24 protein-coding genes are annotated in these 19,894 nt (G+C 35.9%); 20 read left to right on the forward strand and 4 right to left on the reverse strand.

All coding sequences use genetic code 11. The features are described from left to right. The first annotated feature begins 76 nt into the window (after nucleotides 1-76). The 3 genes from greA (at nucleotide 77) to mtnN (ending at nucleotide 2,271) form a co-directional block, all read left to right on the forward strand. Nucleotides 77-559, forward strand: coding sequence for a transcription elongation factor GreA (greA, locus tag ACFQU5_RS01320; protein ID WP_390283929.1), 483 nt, complete (start codon nucleotides 77-79; stop codon nucleotides 557-559). 282 nt (nucleotides 560-841) lie between these two features. Next, entirely contained in the window at nucleotides 842-1,513 is a 672-nt protein-coding gene (locus ACFQU5_RS01325; protein ID WP_390283931.1) for a YrrS family protein, read from the forward strand. 65 nt (nucleotides 1,514-1,578) lie between these two features. Next, nucleotides 1,579-2,271, forward strand: coding sequence for a 5'-methylthioadenosine/S-adenosylhomocysteine nucleosidase (mtnN, locus tag ACFQU5_RS01330; RefSeq protein WP_390283933.1), 693 nt, complete (start codon nucleotides 1,579-1,581; stop codon nucleotides 2,269-2,271). Between the two features lie 220 nt (nucleotides 2,272-2,491). Here mtnN and sigK read toward each other — a convergent pair whose 3' ends face one another. Both sigK and pssA read right to left on the reverse strand, forming a co-directional pair. Then, complete coding sequence (sigK, locus tag ACFQU5_RS01335) at nucleotides 2,492-3,238, reverse strand: RNA polymerase sporulation sigma factor SigK (protein WP_390283935.1); 747 nt, start codon at nucleotides 3,236-3,238, stop codon at nucleotides 2,492-2,494. A 128-nt stretch (nucleotides 3,239-3,366) separates the two neighbouring features. Continuing rightward, a complete protein-coding gene (gene pssA, locus ACFQU5_RS01340) occupies nucleotides 3,367-3,906 on the reverse strand; it encodes a CDP-diacylglycerol--serine O-phosphatidyltransferase (protein ID WP_390283937.1) in 540 nt (179 codons plus the stop codon). A gap of 119 nt (nucleotides 3,907-4,025) precedes the next feature. Here pssA and ACFQU5_RS01345 point away from each other — a divergent pair, with 119 nt between their 5' ends. From ACFQU5_RS01345 to ACFQU5_RS01400, 12 genes are all read left to right on the forward strand, one after another. Beyond that, nucleotides 4,026-4,808 carry a phosphatidylserine decarboxylase gene (locus tag ACFQU5_RS01345; protein ID WP_390283939.1) on the forward strand — a complete coding sequence of 261 codons (783 nt, stop codon included), beginning with the start codon at nucleotides 4,026-4,028 and terminating at the stop codon, nucleotides 4,806-4,808. A gap of 84 nt (nucleotides 4,809-4,892) precedes the next feature. Next, nucleotides 4,893-5,411, forward strand: coding sequence for a YqeG family HAD IIIA-type phosphatase (locus ACFQU5_RS01350; RefSeq protein ID WP_390283941.1), 519 nt, complete (start codon nucleotides 4,893-4,895; stop codon nucleotides 5,409-5,411). Then, complete coding sequence (yqeH, locus tag ACFQU5_RS01355; protein ID WP_390283943.1) at nucleotides 5,411-6,514, forward strand: ribosome biogenesis GTPase YqeH; 1,104 nt, start codon at nucleotides 5,411-5,413, stop codon at nucleotides 6,512-6,514. Before ACFQU5_RS01350 ends, yqeH begins: the two co-directional genes overlap by 1 nt. Before the next feature lie 49 nt (nucleotides 6,515-6,563). Next, nucleotides 6,564-7,391 carry a shikimate dehydrogenase gene (gene aroE, locus ACFQU5_RS01360; protein WP_390283945.1) on the forward strand — a complete coding sequence of 276 codons (828 nt, stop codon included), beginning with the start codon at nucleotides 6,564-6,566 and terminating at the stop codon, nucleotides 7,389-7,391. Nucleotides 7,392-7,412: 21 nt separating this feature from the next. Next, entirely contained in the window at nucleotides 7,413-7,718 is a 306-nt protein-coding gene (gene yhbY / locus ACFQU5_RS01365; RefSeq protein WP_390283947.1) for a ribosome assembly RNA-binding protein YhbY, read from the forward strand. Between the two features lie 12 nt (nucleotides 7,719-7,730). Beyond that, nucleotides 7,731-8,303 (forward strand): nicotinate-nucleotide adenylyltransferase, encoded by a 573-nt coding sequence (locus ACFQU5_RS01370; RefSeq protein ID WP_390283949.1) that lies wholly within the window; start codon nucleotides 7,731-7,733, stop codon nucleotides 8,301-8,303. Beyond that, nucleotides 8,290-8,853 carry a bis(5'-nucleosyl)-tetraphosphatase (symmetrical) YqeK gene (gene yqeK, locus ACFQU5_RS01375; protein ID WP_390283951.1) on the forward strand — a complete coding sequence of 188 codons (564 nt, stop codon included), beginning with the start codon at nucleotides 8,290-8,292 and terminating at the stop codon, nucleotides 8,851-8,853. Before ACFQU5_RS01370 ends, yqeK begins: the two co-directional genes overlap by 14 nt. Before the next feature lie 28 nt (nucleotides 8,854-8,881). After that, entirely contained in the window at nucleotides 8,882-9,229 is a 348-nt protein-coding gene (gene rsfS, locus ACFQU5_RS01380; RefSeq protein ID WP_390283952.1) for a ribosome silencing factor, read from the forward strand. Further along, nucleotides 9,229-9,972, forward strand: a complete 744-nt coding sequence (locus tag ACFQU5_RS01385; RefSeq protein ID WP_390283954.1) for a class I SAM-dependent DNA methyltransferase — start codon at nucleotides 9,229-9,231, stop codon at nucleotides 9,970-9,972. Before rsfS ends, ACFQU5_RS01385 begins: the two co-directional genes overlap by 1 nt. A 123-nt stretch (nucleotides 9,973-10,095) precedes the next feature. Beyond that, entirely contained in the window at nucleotides 10,096-10,710 is a 615-nt protein-coding gene (locus tag ACFQU5_RS01390; protein ID WP_390283956.1) for a helix-hairpin-helix domain-containing protein, read from the forward strand. An 80-nt stretch (nucleotides 10,711-10,790) separates the two neighbouring features. Beyond that, nucleotides 10,791-11,363 (forward strand): ComE operon protein 2, encoded by a 573-nt coding sequence (locus ACFQU5_RS01395; protein WP_390283958.1) that lies wholly within the window; start codon nucleotides 10,791-10,793, stop codon nucleotides 11,361-11,363. Further along, nucleotides 11,344-13,635 (forward strand): DNA internalization-related competence protein ComEC/Rec2, encoded by a 2,292-nt coding sequence (locus ACFQU5_RS01400; protein ID WP_390283960.1) that lies wholly within the window; start codon nucleotides 11,344-11,346, stop codon nucleotides 13,633-13,635. The genes ACFQU5_RS01395 and ACFQU5_RS01400 overlap by 20 nt, the downstream gene beginning before the upstream one ends. 59 nt (nucleotides 13,636-13,694) lie before the next feature. On the opposite strand, the gene ACFQU5_RS01405 is transcribed toward ACFQU5_RS01400, so the two are convergent. Beyond that, nucleotides 13,695-13,859, reverse strand: a complete 165-nt coding sequence (locus ACFQU5_RS01405; protein ID WP_036201782.1) for a YqzM family protein — start codon at nucleotides 13,857-13,859, stop codon at nucleotides 13,695-13,697. Between the two features lie 172 nt (nucleotides 13,860-14,031). Here ACFQU5_RS01405 and holA point away from each other — a divergent pair, with 172 nt between their 5' ends. The 3 genes from holA to ACFQU5_RS01420 all read left to right on the forward strand — a co-directional run bounded on the left by holA (nucleotide 14,032) and on the right by ACFQU5_RS01420 (nucleotide 17,149). Then, nucleotides 14,032-15,042, forward strand: a complete 1,011-nt coding sequence (holA, locus tag ACFQU5_RS01410; RefSeq protein WP_390283962.1) for a DNA polymerase III subunit delta — start codon at nucleotides 14,032-14,034, stop codon at nucleotides 15,040-15,042. Between the two features lie 95 nt (nucleotides 15,043-15,137). Continuing rightward, complete coding sequence (locus tag ACFQU5_RS01415; RefSeq protein ID WP_390283964.1) at nucleotides 15,138-15,827, forward strand: hypothetical protein; 690 nt, start codon at nucleotides 15,138-15,140, stop codon at nucleotides 15,825-15,827. After that, nucleotides 15,824-17,149: an efflux RND transporter periplasmic adaptor subunit gene (locus tag ACFQU5_RS01420; protein WP_390283966.1), complete on the forward strand. Its 1,326-nt coding sequence runs from the start codon at nucleotides 15,824-15,826 to the stop codon at nucleotides 17,147-17,149. The genes ACFQU5_RS01415 and ACFQU5_RS01420 overlap by 4 nt, the downstream gene beginning before the upstream one ends. Nucleotides 17,150-17,303: 154 nt before the next feature. Here the strand turns inward: ACFQU5_RS01420 and rpsT are convergent, their stop codons facing one another. Further along, nucleotides 17,304-17,555 carry a 30S ribosomal protein S20 gene (rpsT, locus tag ACFQU5_RS01425; protein WP_390283968.1) on the reverse strand — a complete coding sequence of 84 codons (252 nt, stop codon included), beginning with the start codon at nucleotides 17,553-17,555 and terminating at the stop codon, nucleotides 17,304-17,306. 165 nt (nucleotides 17,556-17,720) lie between these two features. On the opposite strand from rpsT, the gene gpr reads away from it, so the two are divergent. After that, nucleotides 17,721-18,749: a GPR endopeptidase gene (gene gpr, locus ACFQU5_RS01430; protein WP_390283970.1), complete on the forward strand. Its 1,029-nt coding sequence runs from the start codon at nucleotides 17,721-17,723 to the stop codon at nucleotides 18,747-18,749. Nucleotides 18,750-18,797: 48 nt separating this feature from the next. Further along, nucleotides 18,798-19,688 (forward strand): stage II sporulation protein P, encoded by an 891-nt coding sequence (spoIIP, locus tag ACFQU5_RS01435; RefSeq protein ID WP_390283972.1) that lies wholly within the window; start codon nucleotides 18,798-18,800, stop codon nucleotides 19,686-19,688. The last annotated feature ends 206 nt before the right edge of the window (nucleotides 19,689-19,894 follow it).

A 19,894-nucleotide genomic window follows, 5' to 3' on the forward strand; every position in this document is an offset into this window, starting at 1 on the left:
ATTGCATTTTCTCTATCAAGGTGTGTATAGTATTGTTTCAAGTATAATTTCGTGAAGATTTAAGGAGTGAACTAATTTGGCAAATGAAAAACAATACCCAATGACCTTAGCGGGGAAACAAAAATTAGAAGAAGAATTAGAAAACTTAAAAACAGTGAAACGCAAAGAAGTAGTAGAGCGCATTAAAATTGCTCGCAGCTTCGGAGACTTATCGGAGAATTCTGAATATGATTCAGCGAAAGAAGAGCAAGGGTTTGTTGAAGGGCGTATTACGACTATTGAGTCAATGCTGCGTAATGCATTAATTATAGAAGAATCTGGTGCAAGTGACGTTGTTACTCTAGGTAAAACAGTTTCTTTTGTTGAACTTCCAGATGGTGATGAAGAAGAATATACAATCGTGGGTTCTGCTGAAGCAGATCCGTTTGAAGGACGTATTTCAAATGATTCTCCAATTGCAAGAGCATTATTAGGTCGTAAAGTAGATGACATCGTAAAACTAACAACTCCAGGTGGAGATATGGAAGTACGTATTGTCACAATTAAAACAGCTAATTAATAATACAACTTACTTAGTATCCTTTACATTTGGCTTTATACATAGCCTGTAAGTTAGGAATTTGATTTCCTTCCAATGATGAAAAGGTTCCTTTATTCATACATCGAAAGTGCTAATTTTAATAATACTTGAATAACAAAGTCGGCAAAATCATATAAAGATTTTGTCGACTTTTTCATTTACTTTAAAATTATAACAAGATTATTAAAAAGTGCTTTATTAATGGCTTTCATTTGGAATCTTGATACAATAAAGGTAATGAGGTAAAGGAGGATTCAATTTATGTCTAAAGGACAAGAATCTTTAACGCGTTCAGAAAACAAACGATTTGATCAGCGAAAACAAAAAAACAAAGTGGACAAAATCTTAAATATTCTTATTGCAATCGTTTCAATACTTATTGTTTTAAATGTAGTCACAATTTTCAATGATGAAGAGAGTGAGAAAGAAAACACAAATGAAGCGGTTGAAAAACAAAATGTAAATAAAAACGCTGTAAAAGAAGATACTAAAAGTGAAGAAACGCAAGCTGAAAAAAATGTGGTATCAGCTGAAGAATTAGAGCCAGGTGAGTCAGAATCTCAAGAGGGAACAAATTCGGATACGGAAATTATTGTTCAAGCTTCGAACGATCCGATGGTTGAAGAAGTCTTGATTAACCCGGAATGGAAAGTAACGCCAACTAAACAAGTTGGCGAACATGTATCTGCATACGAAAAAGGGCATCCAGATTATGAAGAAAAATTAGAAACGTTTCGTCAAGCTGTTCAATTAGACGAAAATAATATTATTTTTTGGTCTGTTAAAAATAATGGAAGTGCCGATAGTTCGGTAGCGGTTGTTTCAACAAGCGACAAAACCGAAAATTATCGTGTATATATCGAATGGTTACAAAATGAAGGCTGGAAACCTGTGAAAGTTGAGAAACTAAATCAGTCTGTGGGTACAAGATAACCCACTCCTTGACGGTAAAGGATATATTCTTTAATATATGTGTGTCAAGAATTGGAGGAATATGAATGAGAATTGCAGTAATTGGAGCAATGGAAGAAGAAGTAGAATTACTACGAAATGCTCTATCAGATACTGAAGTAACTACTATTGCAAATAGTGAATATACAACAGGAAGATACGAAGACAAAGAGATTGTCTTACTGAAAAGTGGTATTGGAAAGGTAAATGCTGCAATGTCTACTACAGCATTACTTTATGAGTTCAAACCGGACGTAGTGATCAATACAGGTTCCGCTGGTGGATATGATTCGTCATTAGAGGTGGGTGCTGTCGTTATTTCCGACGAAGTCCGCCATCACGATGTGGATGTTACAATCTTTAATTATGAAATGGGTCAAGTGCCGCAATTACCAGCTGCTTTCAAAGCTGATGAGCGTTTGCTGAGCTTAGCTGAAAAAGCTGTTTCAGAGATTGGTGAGCATCAATATGGTGTAGGGTTAATTTGTTCTGGAGATTCTTTTATGAATGATCCAGAGCGTGTAGCAAAAGTGAGAGAATATTTCCCGCAAATGAAAGCCGTCGAGATGGAAGCCGCTGCTGTTGCTCAAGTATGTTACCAATTTAAAACGCCATTTGTTGTGATTCGCGCATTATCGGATATTGCCGGTAAAGAATCAAACATTAGCTTTGAAGAATTCTTGCCTATTGCTGCAAAGCATTCCACTGAAATTGTACTTAAAACAATTGAAAAATTGTAATCGTCATCCTTTGTTCAAAAAACTAACTTGACCGAAGAGAAAAAATCAAAGTAATATAGAAGTATGAATGTTTAGGAGGGTTATGCTATGTTAATGCTTATGGCAGGTTCTGTAGCTATCACAGCGATTTTAGGAATTATTATTTATTCTGGAGCAAAAGAAAGAACATATCATTAAAAGAAAGCTCATTAAGGTTATAGTTAACCTTAATGAGCATTTTTTAATTGTCTAAATTTGATGATTCGATTTCTGCCTTGCGATTTTCCCGTTCAGCTTGATTATGCTTGAATTGTTGATATAGCTTTACCAGTGCCCGCTTCTCGATACGCGATACATAACTTCTTGAGATTTTAAGTTTTTTTGCAATTTCCTTTTGTGTTAACGGATCGTTATTGTTTAGTCCATAACGATATACAATGATTTCAAGTTCTCGAGCATCTAAAGTATTTAAATAGGCATACAGCTGTTCAAAGCTTTCCTTTTGTTCGATTTGATCGATGGCTGGTTGTTCTTCTAGCTGTAATAAATCACGAATTTGCAGAGATTGTCCTTCCTTATCCACACCAATTGGTTCAAACAGCGATACATCTTTTTGTACCTTTTTTTGAGCACGTAAATGCATTAAAATTTCATTTTCAATACATCGTGCAGCATAAGTGGCTAAACGGGTCTTTTTATCGGGTGTATAGCTGCTAACCGCTTTCATCAATCCTATAGTCCCAATGGATATATAATCGTCTAGTTGCTCATGCTGAGGGTGGAATTTCTTGACGACGTGTGCGACAAGCCTCATATTTCTTTCGATTAAATCAAGACGCGCTTGTTCATCGCCTCCCATAAAGCGTTCGATAGCTTTTGCTTCTTCTTCTTTGGTAAAAGGTCGATGAAAAGCCTGCCCCTTTAAATAACCAAGTAATGACGGAATGTCTAACCAAAGCTGCATTAGTGATGCAAAAATTCCGCTCAATCACGTCATCCTTTCTGCTTTTTTCGACATTATATGATAAACTTCATGGGAAAATGAGAAGTAGTGGCAATTAAATTAAAAAACATGTATAAAAAAACGATGCAATCAGAATCGATGCATCGAATCGTTTATACCTTTTTTAATGTTAATGTACATATCATTAGAATGGAGAGAATTGGGAAGAGAAATAAATAAAATTGTGGACCTACTGCCGGGATTAGGAAATAAGAAAATGTTAAAAAAGTTCCTGCTGCAGTAATAGGTAATCCTACAAAATAGCCTGTAGCTTCCGAAATATTGAAGCGAGCTAAGCGGAATGCACCACATGCAATATAAAGAATAGTGAAGATTATTCCAATCATACCGAAATCGGCTAAAATAATTTCATACATCAATAGAGCGGGGGCTACACCGAATGATATAATATCACCCATGGAGTCCAATTGTTTGCCAAGCTCCGATTCTTGATTAAATTTTCTTGCTACCTTACCATCATATCGATCTAGAAAAGCAGCAATAAAAATAAATAAAACACTATAACTATATGCTTCATTTAATGTTGCCATAATCGAGGCACCACCGAAAGACAAATTACAAAGTGTAATTAGATTAGCAGCGTGCGATTTAATTTTTTTAATCGTGGAATCCACCATATGGATGATAAACATGGGGAAACACTCCTTTGCGCTAAATATATTTATATATTATACTTCGAAACAGCATAAATTGTAAGTCAATAAAAAATCCTTAAAGTTACATATAAAATTCAGAATTTATTGGGGGTACTATGAAAGAAAAAGTCTATCAATCACTTATTGAACTTACGAATGGAAAATACAGCTCGTTCTTACTTAAAAAACTTGTGACATCACCAATCAGCAAAAATCTGATCGGCCGTTATAGTAAAGTATACGAAATAGATCATACTGAAGTTTCACGTGAAATAAATAGTTTTACAAGTTTACAAGATTTCTTCACAAGGCAGTTAAAAGAAGAAGTAAGGCCAGTGAATCCAGCTAAGGATATATTCGTCAGTCCTGTTGACGCAAAAATTGAATCTTTTGGTCGGATAGACGAAGATGCCATATTTACAGTAAAAGGAAAGCCTTATACACTTTTGGATTTGTTAGGGAATGAACAAGTTATAAATAAATATAAAAATGGGAAATATATTGTTTTTTATTTAAGTCCAGCGAACTATCATCGTATTCATAGTCCGATAGATGGGACAGTGATTCGCCAATATATACTTGGGAATAAATCCTACCCTGTAAATCAGTTAGGTTTAACTTACGGCAAAAAGCCAATTAGCAAAAACTATCGAATGATTAGTGAATTGCAATTTCCAGAAAATAAACATGTTACCCTTGTTAAAGTAGGAGCAATGTTTGTGAACTCAATTACTTTAACAAATGTCTCGACATCTTGGAAGAAAGGTGAGGAGATTGGATTTTTTGGCTTTGGTTCAACAGTTGTCATGTTGTTTGAAGAAGACATTATTACCTTTGCTGAAAATATTAAAAAAGGGCATAATGTGAAGATGGGAGAACCTATCGCAATTATGTTATAATTGTTTAATGAGAATCTTTACTAACCGAGGAACCATCCTCCAAAAATTAAAGGTATCATATAAAATTTTGAAGGAGTCAAGGCTTTGTACAATTTTTTATTGCCGAGAGAGTTTGTAACAACTGTATTTGAAATTACACCAGAAAAATTAGCTGCCTTAGGAATTAAAGGAATTATTACAGACCTGGATAATACTTTAATCGAGTGGGACAGGCCGGACGCTACGGAAGAAATAGCTACCTGGATGAAATTAATGCAAGATGCAGGTATTCGTATTATTATTGCATCGAATAACAACCAGGAACGGGTGAAACGATTTGCGGAACCACTTGGAATCCCGTTTATTTATCGTGCAAAAAAACCATTAGGAGCAGCATATTATGCTGCAATGAAAGAAATACGTTTGAAAAGTAATGAAGTCGCAATGGTTGGTGACCAATTATTAACAGATATCATGGGTGCTAATCGTTTGAAATTATATACAATTTTAGTTCGACCTGTTGCGGAGTCGGATGGTCTTGTAACGCTTTTTAATCGATTTATAGAACGACGTGTGTTTAATTCGCTTAAACGTAAAGGAATTAAAACGTGGGAGGAACAGTAATGAATGAAAATCATAGCTGTATTGGCTGTGGAGTAATAATACAAACAGAAAATCCAAAGGAATTAGGATTTGCACCGCCATCTTCATTAGAAAAAGAGGAAGTCATCTGCCAAAGATGTTTTCGTCTGAAAAATTACAATGAAATTCAACCTGTTAGTTTAACGGACGATGACTTTTTGCGAATTTTAAATGGACTTGGGGAACAACAAGGATTAATCGTGAAAATTGTTGATATTTTTGACTTTAACGGAAGTTGGTTGCCTGGTCTTCACCGATTTGTTGGGAAAAATCCGGTATTATTAGTTGCCAATAAAGCAGACTTATTACCAAAATCAGTAAAGCCGAAAAAAGTGATTAACTGGCTAAAACGTGAAGCGAAAAGCTTGGGTCTACAACCAATTGATGTGATCCTTGTGAGTGCACATAAAGGCATGGGTATGGGCGAAGTAATAGACGCTATTGAAATGCACCGTAATGGCAAGGATGTATTCGTGGTTGGTAGTACGAACGTCGGGAAATCTACCTTTATCAACCGAATTATTAAACAAGCGTCTGGTGAAGGAAATGTCATTACAACATCTCATTTCCCAGGAACAACCTTAGACATGATTGAAATTCCACTAGATGATGGTGCGGCAATCTATGATACACCAGGTATTATAAATCATCACCAAATGGCCCACCATATTGATTCAAGTGAATTAAAATATATCACCCCTAAAAAAGAAATTAAGCCTAAAGTATATCAGCAAAATGAAGGGCAATCTTTATTTATTGGTGCACTTGCTCGTTTTGATTTTGTTAAGGGTGAACGTTCTGCCTTTACAATCTATGCTGCAAATGATTTGCCGATTCATCGTACAAAGCTTGAAAAAGCGGACTCATTGTATGAAGAGCATAAAGGGGAACTCCTTTCACCACCGTCGAAGGAGCATATCCATCTTCTCCCTGAACTTGTACGTCACGAATTTGCCATTAAAGAGGCGAAAACAGATGTAGTAATTTCAGGTCTTGGATGGATTACTGTGCAGCATGCCAATGTTGTTGTAGCAGCACACGCTCCTAAAGGGGTAGAAGTCTTTATTCGACCATCCTTAATATAAATCCAAAGTTTTTTAGTTAGTTTATTCAAGGAAGAAGAGGTTTTTGGAAATGAAAAAATGGTTTGCTGTAATTGGGGATCCGATCGCCCATTCAAAATCCCCTAATATGCATAATACTTGGTTTAATGAAATGAATATTGATGCAGCATATATCCCGATTCACGTGAAAAGTGAAGACTTGGAAAATGCTGTTGCTTCGTTAAAAATACTGGGGGCAAGTGGATGGAACGTCACGATACCACATAAACAAACCATCATTCCATATTTAGATGAACTCGATCCTCTTGCTGAAAAAATGGGAGCTGTCAATACCGTGCTCCACCTTCCTGATGGACGACTGAAAGGCTATAACACAGATGGAGCAGGGTTTGTTCATTCTCTTGAAGAAGTGATTGGGAAAGACAAGAAAAATCAGGGAGTGTTATTAATAGGTGCAGGTGGTGCGGCACGTGGCATTGCTTTTGCATTAAAACAGTTTGGTTATCACAACCTAACAATAACAAATCGTACTGTTGAAAAGGCAGAGGAGATCATTTATGAGTTAGGTGAAGGTCGAGCACTGTCTATTAAGGAAGCAGACCAATTACTGGACAATTTCGGCATTCTGATCCAATCCACATCAGCAGGGCTTGCAAATAGTGAATTTAAATTGCCGCTATCCCTTGAAAAGTTACAAGAAGGAGCAATTGCTGCTGATATTGTGTATAATCCATTAATGACACCATTTTTATTGGAGGCACAAATGAAAAATGCCAAAATTGTGAATGGTCTAGGAATGTTCGTACACCAAGGAGCAATCGCTTTTAACTATTGGTTAGGACAGTATCCGAACACAAATAACATGATAAAAAGGTTAACTGCAGAATTAAGCAGTTAATTTAGGAGGAAACTAAGTTTTATGCTTACAGGCAAACAAAAAAGATTTCTACGTGCAGAAGCACATCATTTAACACCAATTTTTCAAGTAGGCAAGGGTGGCGTAAACGACCAAATGATTAGTCAATTACGTGATGTATTGGAAGCGCGTGAATTGATCAAAGTACGTATTTTAGACAATTGTGAAGAAGATAAAGATGATGTTGCGAATGCTCTTGCAAAAGGTACTAATGCGGAACTTGTCCAGCTGATCGGATTAACAGTTGTTTTATATAAAGAGTCAAGAAATAACAAAAAGATTGTGTTACCAAAAGTAGACAAGAAATAAGGTGTGTGGGCAATGAAAAAAGTTGGCATTTTAGGTGGAACATTCAATCCACCCCATATCGGACATCTAATAATGGCAAACGAAGTGTTTCATGCGCTTTCTCTTGATGAAGTCCGGTTTATGCCAAATGCAATTGCACCACATAAACAACTAGTCGATGATGCATCCATGGAAAATCGCCTCCGAATGGTGGAAATCGCTACAAACCCATATGAGCATTTCAAAATTGAATCAATTGAATTAGCGCTTGGTGGAGTATCTTACACGTATTATACGATGGTAGAGCTGTTGAAGCGAGAACCAGATGTTCAATTTTATTTTATCATCGGAGGGGATATGATTGATTCTCTTCATAACTGGTATAAGATTGACGAATTAATCAAATTAGTCCAGTTCGTTGGATTAAAAAGACCTGGATCAAAATCATCTACTCCATACGATGTGAAAATAGTGGAGGCTCCTGAAATTGATTTATCTTCCACATTCATTAGAAGACGATTGAAAACAGGCGGCACTCTGGAGTTTTTATTGCCCGACGGTGTGGAAAGCTATATTCGAAAGGAAGGTCTATATGGAACGCGATAAGTATTTATCGGCAATAAAACCACGTATGCCTGAAAAAAGATATATTCATACTATTGGTGTAATGGAAACTGCAGTTCACTTAGCTAGTAAGTATGGTGAAGATTGTACTGCAGCTGAAACAGCTGCTATCTTACACGATATTGCAAAGTACGCTGATGAAGATTGGATGCGTACTATTGTGAAAGACAACGGTCTTGACTTGCGGCTTGTGGAGTGGGGCTCTGAAATTTTACATGGTCCAGTAGGGGCATGGATAGCAGAGACTGAATTTAATATTAAAAACGATGCTATCTTAAATGCAATTCGTTTCCATACAACCGGTAGAGCGGGTATGACAAAATTAGAAAAAATTATTTTTATAGCAGATATGATCGAACCAAACCGAAAATTTGACGGGGTGGAAAAGCTTCGAAAAATGGCAGAAGAAGATTTGGATCTAGCAATGAAAGCATGTATTAGTCATTCAATTCGATTCTTGGTACAAACGGAACAACAAATTTATCCCGTATCGATTGAATGCTTTAATGATGTTATTTCAAGAAACGCTTAAGCGTTAAACAGAGAGGAAAAGTGAAAGAATGACTCAAACCCTATTAGAAATTGCTTACAAAGCTTTAGATGATAAAAGGGCAGAAGATATCGTTGTATTAAATATGGAAAATATCTCTTTACTAGCTGATTATTTTTTAATCTGTAACGGTAATTCTGACCGACAAGCACAAGCAATTGCACGAGAAGTACAGGAAAAAGCACAAGAAAATGGCTATGAGGTAAAACGAATTGAGGGATTTGACTCTGCTCGTTGGATTTTAGTTGACCTTGGAGATGTTGTCGTACACATTTTCCATAAAGATGAACGTGCATTTTATAATTTAGAACGTCTTTGGGGAGATGCTCCTCACCTTGATCTACCAACAGTAGAATGATGAATTCAAGCTATGAAAGATTTGCAATAGTGTACGATGAATTAATGCAGGATATTCCATATGGCCAATATGTGAATTGGGTAAAAAAACATGCTCCTAATGAGCAATATCCTAAATTGTTGGATGTTGGCTGTGGAACTGGAACTCTTTCTCTTTGCTTTCATCAAGAAGGATATGAAGTAAGTGGAATTGATCTATCCGAGGATATGTTAACCGTTGCATATGAGCGTATGCAAGCAAATGGTGTTACAATTCCGTTGTTTATGATGTCTATGGATGAATTAGAAGGTTTCACCGATTTAGATGTTGTAACCATTCCAATTGATTCCATTAACTACTTAGCAAAATCAGATGCAGTGATTGAAACATTGAAGAGAATTTACGATTCTTTACGTGACGGTGGTCAATTATTTTTTGATGTTCACTCTTTATTTAAAATGGATCATATATTTATGGAAAGTCCCTTTACCTACGATGATGGAGAGGTTACTTACATCTGGTATACCGAACCGGGTGAATTTGAACATTCGATTTTTCACCAAATGACCTTCTTCGTGAAAGAAGAAACAAGTGGATTATTTGAACGGTTCGAAGAAGAACACTTTCAAAGAACATTCCCTGCTGACCTATATGTAAAATGGTTAAAGGAAATTGGTTATACCGATGTAGCAGTAACTGCAGACTGGACAGATGAAAGTCCAACCCAAGAAAGTGAACGAATTTTTATTCGTGCAATTAAATAATACAATTTAGACACTTTTCAAAAGAAGGTAAATTATGTATATTATACATATACTCCATATGATTTACCTCTTTAGAGAGGTGTTTTTATTATTCAGCCAGTTTTTAAAAAGTATGGACGAATAATGCTATTCCCCGGCATTGTTTGTATAATTCTACTTTATGTTTTTCTCCAGCAAGAATCTTCAGACCAAGAAGAAGCCCTTACAATTACAACAATTCCACAAGAACAAAACGAAGAAGCCAATAGGGAAGCTCCATCAGAGTCAATTGATGAACCAATTGTCGAAAAGATTATGATTGATGTAAAAGGTGCAGTACAATCACCAGGTGTTTACGAGTTAACAACAGAAGATCGAGTTATCGATGCAATTGAAAGGGCAGGTGGTTATACAGAAGAAGCACAATCCTTAGCTGTTAATCATGCACAGAAGCTGCAGGATGAGATGGTGATCTATATACCGAAGACAGGCGAGGAAATAGAGCAAAATCCAGTAAGTGGACAAATAACAAGTTCTCCCGCCTCAACAACTAATCCTCAAACTGATAAGGTTGATTTGAATAGTGCCGATGAAGCAACATTAACGACCCTGCCTGGAATTGGTGCTTCAAAAGCTCAAGCAATAATCGCCTATCGTGAGGAAAGTGGACCGTATCAAACCATCGAGGATCTAAAAAATGTTACGGGTATAGGTGATAAAACCTTTGAGAAATTAAAAGAGTTTATCGTCGCTAAGTAAGAATGTACAAATTATATCCCACATTGCATAAACGATCTTTTCCATCTAAACTAGTACTAAGATAGTTTGGAGGTAATCATATGGAGCGAATTACATGGGATCAATTTTTTATGGCACAAAGCCATTTATTGGCCCTTAGAAGTACATGTACTAGATTAGCGGTGGGCGCAACAATAGTTCGAGAGAAGAGAATTATTGCGGGTGGCTATAATGGCTCGATTTCGGGTGACGAGCATTGTATTGAAGATGGCTGCTATGTGGTGGATAATCATTGTGTTCGAACAGTTCATGCTGAAACAAATGCATTATTGCAATGTGCAAAATATGGTACGCCAGCAAACGGTGCAGATATTTATGTGACACATTTTCCTTGTTTGCCTTGCTCAAAAACAATTATTCAAGCAGGGATCAAAAACTTATATTACGCAAATGACTATAAAAATAGTGAATATGCTTTAGAATTGTTTCAGAAGGCAGATGTCAATGTTGTACAAATTCCTTTTGATGAATCAAAGATCGACTTTTTACATGATCAAAAGCTTGCGCTAGCAATAGACATGCTAGACAATTTAAGAAATCTTGGTGCTTCCAAAGAAGTGCTGCAACCATTTGAAGAGAAGGTGAAAGAATTATTTGACATCGTTCAAGCATAAATGGATTTTTTATGCCTTATCGATTCTGGTTGCTTCTATTGCAGCCCACGAATCGGTGAGGTTATTGTTCTTATTGGTGCCGTATTCTCTATTTCTTTTTTTAAAAAAAATGCATATGCTTCATTTAGTTGGAATTACTCTTACCACTTTAATTACCTTCACTTATTTTACTCACTTGCTTCAAGAATTTGCTGAACCACTCCTCCTGCCATCTCATTTAACCTGGACGGATGAATATAAAATAAATGGCGATAAATTGCGCGGATTTATGAAGGATTCTCAAGGTAGAAATGTATATGTTGTCTATAAATTTAGTTCCGAAAAGGAAAAGCTTACTTACCAGCAGAAAGCATTAGTTGGTAGTCGTTACTTAGTGAGGGGAGAGATAGTAGAACCCACTAAACCAAATCATGATTATGCCTTTAGTATGGAGGGATATTTAAAAAGTAAGGGTTCTTTAGGCATTGTTGAGATAGCCAACTGGGAATTTGCCGGAAGAAATGAAAGTATTCATCAAAGAATAGCTATGCAACGATTTAATGTTAAACAACACATTGAGAAAACCTTTCCGCCATCTCTCGTCGCTGAAGCACAAGCCCTGATTATTGGGTTGCAGGAAAATGTCGACGAAGAAATGACTAGAGCATATCAGAAATTGGGCATCACCCATCTGTTTGCAATTTCGGGACTTCATATAGCAATTGTAGCGTTTATTTTTTATCAAGGACTTTTGAGACTAGGGGTTAGAAGGGAATTTGCATCTATTGTTCTTTTAGTGATATTACCGATTTATGCTATTTTAGCTGGCGGTGCTCCTTCTGTTTGGCGTGCAGTATTAGTTGTTGAACTGGTGATGATTAGTCGTTTAAAAGGAAAAATGGCAGCGGATGATGCCCTCTCCATTAGTTTTATATTTTTTGTATGTTTAGAACCCTGGTCTGTTTTTCAAATTGGATTTCAATTATCCTATTTAGCTACAGCAAGCCTTATTTACTCCGGTCAATTTATTAGTCGCTCTTCCTCGTGGATTGTACAATCATTCCTCATAACCTTCGTATCTCAGCTACTTGTTTATCCTCTTCTATTAGTCCATTTCTATGAGTTAAGTCTATCATCCCTACTGGTAAATATATTCTTTGTTCCACTCTTCTCTTTTATCATCTTGCCTATCAATATCCTATTATTAGCAGCAACATATTTTGCTGGTTCAATAGCCAATCTATTGTTTCTATTCTATGAACCCTTAAGAAGCTTCCTTACAACTTTTATTGAATTGTTAAAGGGAATACCTTATCAAATGTGGAATCCTGGTAAGCCAAAAATACTTTTAATTGTTGTTGCTTATGTTAGTGTTTTTGCGACATTTTATATCTTGGATATGAGAGGTAAACTTTTGAAAATTATTGCTGTAATGATTTTGCCGGCATTTTGCGTCCATTTTAGCGGGAAGCTGACTAATGATTTAATAATTACCTTTATCAATGTAGGACAAGGGGATTGTATTGTCGTTGAACTTCCCTTTAGGGAGGAGGTTTATTTGATTGATACTGGTGGAGTTTTAAGATTTAACCAGGAAGAATGGAAGAAGAGCACAAACCAATATGAAGTAGGAAGGGACATTGTAGTGCCTTTTTTAAAGGGGAAGGGGATTCGGAAAATCGATAAACTCATTCTGACTCATGCCGATAGTGATCATGTCGAAGGTGCAGAAGAAATAGTACAGGAAGTCCGAGTTGGGGAAATACACATTACACCAGGCTCATATAAAAAAGGTGTAATGAATGAACTGTTACTTGAAGCGAAACAACAGAGAATACCGATAATAGAACAGATTGCGAATGTTTCCTGGCAAACAGCAGATATTTCATTTACTTACCTTTGGCCGAACGAACAGAAATATGAAGGGAACAATGATTCACTTGTCATGTATTTTGAAAAGGGTAAGTTTGAAGGGCTTTTCATGGGTGATGTGGAGAAAGCGGGGGAAGAGTCAATTATTCAGCAATATCCTTCCCTAGCGCATATCGATGTTTTGAAGGCGGGGCATCACGGAAGTAAAACTTCTAGTAGTGAAGTCTTTCTAGAAAGATTAAAGCCTGCTATTACAATTTTTAGCGCGGGAAAGGACAACCGATATGGACATCCTCATCAGGAAGTAGTACAACGATTTCAGGATCTGGGTTTACCTACGTTCAACACAGGGGAAGCAGGTACGATTGAATTGCGGGTCGATGGTGAATTAATCAAAATTAAGACAAGTAATCAGAAATGAACATCAAAAAGGGGAGCTTCAAGTACATCTTGAAGTTCCCCTTTTCGCAGTAGCGCTGATTATGCCGCTACATCAACAATGATTGCGATAATAAACATAATTGCAAAAAATACGAATGAAACGCCAAATCCTACACCAGCATCAATTGCTTGGTTACGCATAGATGCGCCATTTTTTCCTTCAAAAGGATTGTGTGTTACAACGTTTTCATCATGTGATGACATACTTATCCCTCCTACTCATCATCAATTATAAGTGAATATATGACAAAAAGCTATATCCAATAAATCAATTTCTACTAACTACCTTTTGTCTTATTGAAAATTTTTATACATAGATAATAGAAAATAAAAAAGTGTATACTTATAGTTACGTCAAGAGTTAGGAGGAAGCAATATGTTTACGAAAGTTTGGAAAGAGATAAAAAATGGGCAAATTGCTCCTGTATATTGTATTTATGGAGAAGAATCTTATTTTGTCGATGAAACAATCAAAAGAATCAAAGAAGGACTAAATACAGCGGAAGAGGCTGAAGTGATGACTTTTGATATGGAAGAATCGCCTGTTGATTTAGTAATTGATGAAGCTGATACATTTCCATTTTTTTCCGAAAGAAAATTAGTTATCGCAAAAAATGCTTCGTTTTTAAAAGCAAGTGAAAAAGGGAAAGAAAAAATAGATCACGATTTAAAACGGCTTGAAAACTGGTTGGCCCATCCATCTGATTTTTGTGTCACAGTATTTATAGCGCCATATGAAAAATTGGATGAACGCAAAAAAATTACAAAAGCAATGAAAGAAAAAAGTACTCTTCTTCATGCTGAGCCACCGAAAGAAAATGATTTGGCAACTTGGGTTCGGAGTGAAGTCAAACATTTCGAAAAAAATATAGCAGATGATGCTGTAGATAAGTTGGTGGAAATGGTTGGAGCGAATATGCTGCAACTACAAATTGAAATTGAGAAAATTGCTTTATATTTAGGCGAAGAAAAACAAATTACTGGTTATTTAGTTGAAGAGTTGGTCGCAAAAACATTGGAGCATGATGCCTTTAAAATGCTGAATGCATATTTGTCGAAAAACGTATCCGAAGCTCTTCAAATTTATCATGATTTACTCAGACAAAAGGAAGAGCCCATCATGTTAGTTGGACTGTTAGCCTCGAATATACGTACTATGAATAATGTTTATTATTTGCAAAAAAAAGGTTATCATCCAAACCAAATTGCTAAACAATTGAAAATTCATCCATATCGAGTGAAGCTAATGTTAGAAAATAGAGACCGCCCAAATGAGGAAAGGTTATTAAAAGCGTTAAAAAACTTATCGGAAGTTGATTTGAAATTAAAGTCGGTCAGCGGTAATCGGGAAAGGTATTTAGAAATGTTTCTCTTAAAAGCTTTATAAATCTATTGGAGTATTTTTTACTTACCATTTAAAACTATTTACAATATCTGTTATATTAATTAAAACATATATTTTCTAGAAAGAAAGGACTTCTTATGGACTATCAATTTAGATTTTGGCATTCTCTTTTAAATCCTAGTAAATTAGCATTTGCACTAGATAATCAAGAACAGGATTATCATATAAAAGGATATCGTTATCGTTTTTATGTGCTTCTTGGTTTAACCGTTCTCTTTTTCGTGGTAAGAGGTATTTGGGGCATGGGTACAGAAAATTTGACTCACCTTTTTGCCGCTAACTTAGAAGAAGAGTATATTGTAAGCCGATATCTATCGGTGATAGGGGCAGCGATAAAGGGGTTATTATTTTTTGTTTTCCATTACTATTTCATCTCATTATGTCTTTCAATCCTTACTGACCATTCATTCAAAGCAATTTCAAAGATCCAATTATTTGTTATTGCAAGTATTTTAGTAGAAAAGGTCATTGTTTTCTTGGTATTCTCCATGTCAGGGTTCACGACAGCAATTTCATTTTTGTCATTAGGACCGGTTAGTACATATTTAACAGATGATAGCTTTGTCATTTTCTTTTTTAATCAACTTACGATTGCAACAGCTGCTACCATTTTCATTCAATATATTTTTTTATCGAAATGGGAAGAGGACGGTAAAGGCCTATTATTAGCGAAGATTATTGCAGTTCAGATCTTCTTTGCTCTAGTAACAGCTGCAATTAGTATATTACCTCTCTATGATTATATTTCTAAGGTGGTAGGTTTATGAAACGGAATAGAAAAGTTTGGATTGGAATAGGTAGTCTATTCTTGTTAGCCTTAATTATAGTGAATTGCATGATTGTTTTTAAAAAGGATAGTAAAATTGCGCGCTCTTATTATATTGCCGATTATGAAAGAGTAGCCTTAGAGCAGCAAAGAGCCTATTTAGAAAAAGAGGCAATGATCGTTCCACAAGAAGAAATTCGAATCACAGCAGATGCAAATGCTCTATCACAGATTTCTGTTCGGCCTGGACAAAAAATCAGTATGAATGAGGAGATTGCATCGTATAAAACGGAAGAAGCTGCGCAGGAACAGTCCAATCTTCAATCTGAAGTAAATGCATACGAGAGTGAGTTAACGGCCCTAGAAGGCATTCTGAGACGATTAGAGGCACAAAATGTTGAAGATCCTCTGACAACTATTGATTCAGAACAAATTGATGATGAATTATCTGTAACCGTGGCAACAGAAGTTACACAAGGAACTTCTTTAGAAGCAATTGCAACAATTGAAAAAGAAATTGCGGAGGTCGAAAGAAATATAGCAATATTATCTGATCGAATCTCTGAACTTAGTTTTTCAAATGTTCTTTCAAGTCCCAGCGACGGGGTTATTGGAGATGTTATTGAGGATAACGGAACGATTTCATTTATTATTTATACAGATAAGAAAGATTTAATAACATATGTATCTGAGCAGGAGTGGGAGCAGGTTGCGGAAAATCAATCTGTTGAACTCCATCAATCGCTCGTTGAAAAGGATGCACAATCTGAGAGTTTAACAAATAGTGAAGATACTAGTAGTTTGGTAGTGAATGAGGAAGAATTATTAGGTATTGTAGTAGAGAAGCAGACGATTCCAGCGACAAATTCACTTTGGTATAATGAAATGGAAAAAGTAGTTGAGATGCCGGAACCACTCTCATTCGAGGTGAGAATAAATTTAGATGAGGCAATATCAAACAAGCCTTACGCTAGTTTAACAAATGCTAAAATTATTATTAACGAAGCTTCGAATGCACTAAGAGTTAATAAAGATTGGCTTGTTACAAAAGAATTCACTAGTGAAACAGAAACAACTGAAGTACATTATATTTATTCAATAGGTGAGGATGGCAAAATTCGAACGAATGAAGTCGATGTTGCCTTCGAGGATAAGGGAGAAACGATTTTAACAAGTAATTTAGCGAATGAGCAAATCATCTTTCATGATTATGTAAAAGATGAGTTATCAAATGCATTCTTCCCAATGCCCTTTGAAATTCCAAGTAAAGCCGCTTTACAGGAACTTGACTGGAAGCAATATGCCAAATATTTAATCTTTTAAAATAAACTATCTAGAGGATGTCTCTAGGTAGTTTTTTTGCGGGTTAAAAGAATATAAGCAAAATGAGAACTGAAATCTATTATTTATTAATAGGCAACGAAAAAGAGGTTTTCCAAATCATAAAAGTTATGATTTTGGAAAACCTCTTAATGAATTAGTTAGCTTTTTTAGCTAAACGTGATTTTTTACGAGCTGCAGCATTTTTATGGATAAGACCTTTTGAAGCTGCAGAATCAAGTGCTTTGCTAGCTGCTACTAATAATTCATTAGCGTTTTCAGCATTGTTAGCAAGTGCTTGTTCAGCTTTTTTAACTGTAGTACGCATAGCTGATTTTGCTTGAGCGTTAGCTGCATTAGCTTTTTCAGCAACTTTAACACGTTTAATTGCAGATTTAATGTTTGGCATATCTTTCACCTCCTAAATAAGGGACGAGATGAGTTATCTTCTCACTAATTTCGTTTGTCAATACAACAAAAATCATTCTACCAAACCACGGAGTTAATTGCAATAGTTAAATGCAAAGAATATTTACTTGACAGTTTGTCCAACATATAAAAGAGGTGATTATTAATGATAGAAGTAAATTGGAGCAGAACCGATTTAATTGATGAATCAGCAGAAGTAGTAGAGCATCAGACCAAGCAGCAGAAAAATAGGTTAGATCAAACAAGTGGCGTTAATATTGATGAATTTAACGAAGGTCGAGTAAAAGTCACGAAAGTAGTTGTAGATGAGCATGGACAAGAACAAATCGGAAAAAAGGAAGGAACATATATAACGCTTTCTGTCCCGACGTTAACCATCGATGATTCGAATGGTTTTGAACAGTTGGAAAAGACGTTTACAAAATATCTTGATGATATTCATAAAGATATAGAGATTACGAAGGACAGTAAGGTTCTTGTAATCGGGTTAGGGAATAAAACGATTACACCTGATGCAATTGGTCCTTTTGCGATTGACTCGATGCAAAATGAACAATCCGAAAATCCAAGTGATCATTTTATTATGTACGCACCCGGCGTAACTGGTCAGACTGGTTTTGAAACAAGTGATTTTATCCGAGCTCTTACTGAGCGTATTAAACCATCTTTAGTATTAGTAATTGATGCATTAGCAACGAGAGGAAGCTCGCGTTTATGTAAAACAATTCAAATTACTAATACAGGGATTCATCCCGGTTCGGGTGTTGGAAATCAGCGTACGGAAGTGTCTAAGGAAGTAATGGGTGTACCTGTAACGGCAATCGGTGTGCCAACGGTTGTGGATGCAACAGTTATTATAGCTGATGCGATTGATAACGTATTCCGTTCGATTGCGGCAAAGATTGAAGAAAAAGGGAAGCCTTCTGGCAAACTTTCTGTTTCATCTTATACACCGGATCCTAATCAGAGAGTCGACTTAAATTTAATCAAACCGATTTTCGGAGAATGGTCGACATGGTCCAACGAAGATCGACTTCAATTATTTGAAGAGGCATTTGCTTCCCATCCTGAAAGATTAATCGTAACGCCAAAAGAAGTGGATGTGTGGATTACAAAATATTCAATCCTGATCAGTAAATGTCTTTTTAATTGGATGGAACACAAAGTGAAATAGTTCTAAAAGGACATCCTCCTCCATATTGTAGTGGAAGGAGAGGATGTCATGTTAAAAAAATTTAAAGTTCTATCTGTTTTTCTAGTCTTCTTTTTTATGTTACCAATCATCACAGGACTATTGCCTTTTCCGAACAACGAAAAATATGAGCCTCCTATTGCTGAAGAAAAGCAAGTAGTCTTTGCATCGACCAATGTACAGTCAGAGAAGAATTCTGAAGAAGCAACAGCAACAGAAGTGACACCAACAGAAGTAATTGCAACAGAAGATAGCGTAACAGATGTAAAACCGGCAATGAATTCATTTGATGTATTGTTTGTTTTCACACATTCTCAAGAAACGTATAAACCGTTCGTTCAAAGTCAAACAGGAACCGTTGCTGTGTACGATGACCAAGCGAATTTGCTATCAATGTCACAGGTAATGGAAGATTACTTTAAACTAAATGGTTTAAACGCAACGACTCTTGATGTAGATATTATGGCTGAAACCGTGAAACAGGGGAAAACAATGTCTTCTTCTTATTCCACAGCACGTACATTTATTAATCAAGAGTTAAAGAAAAACGAGTATGACCTGATTTTAGATATTCATCGCGATGCTACAGGTCATAAAAAGTCTACTGTTTCACATAAGAATGTGGGTTATGCTAAAACTGCATTTGTTATTGGGGCAGAAAACCCAAATTATAAGACGAATTTATCTCATGCCAACTCTTTAAGTCAGGCTTTAAACAAAATTGTCCCCAATATTTCAAGAGGGATTATTGAAAAGTCTGGAGATGGGGTTGATGGAGTTTACAATCAGGATTTAGCTAGTAATTTATTGTTAATTGAAATTGGCGGAATCGATAATACAGAGGATGAGGTATATCGAACAATCGCGGTACTTGCACAAGCGATTGCCAAAACCTACGTAAATCAAGAAGGAAATGCCTAAAAATTAAAATTTTTGATGTGAATCAATCATAATATTTTGCGTTTTTTCTCACTACATCATTGCTAAAGTTGTTGTGTCACTGCTATAATTCAAGTTAGTTTAGCCTTTTTTTGAAGGAATTGTATATCGAGACTATAACAGGTTACCAAGCAATCAGTAGGTACAACTGACTGATAAAGGTTAATGCCTCCAGCGTATTCCAAAGA

This window comes from Ureibacillus sp. GCM10028918 (genome assembly GCF_042666115.1).
Lineage (GTDB): Bacteria > Bacillota > Bacilli > Bacillales_A > Planococcaceae > Ureibacillus.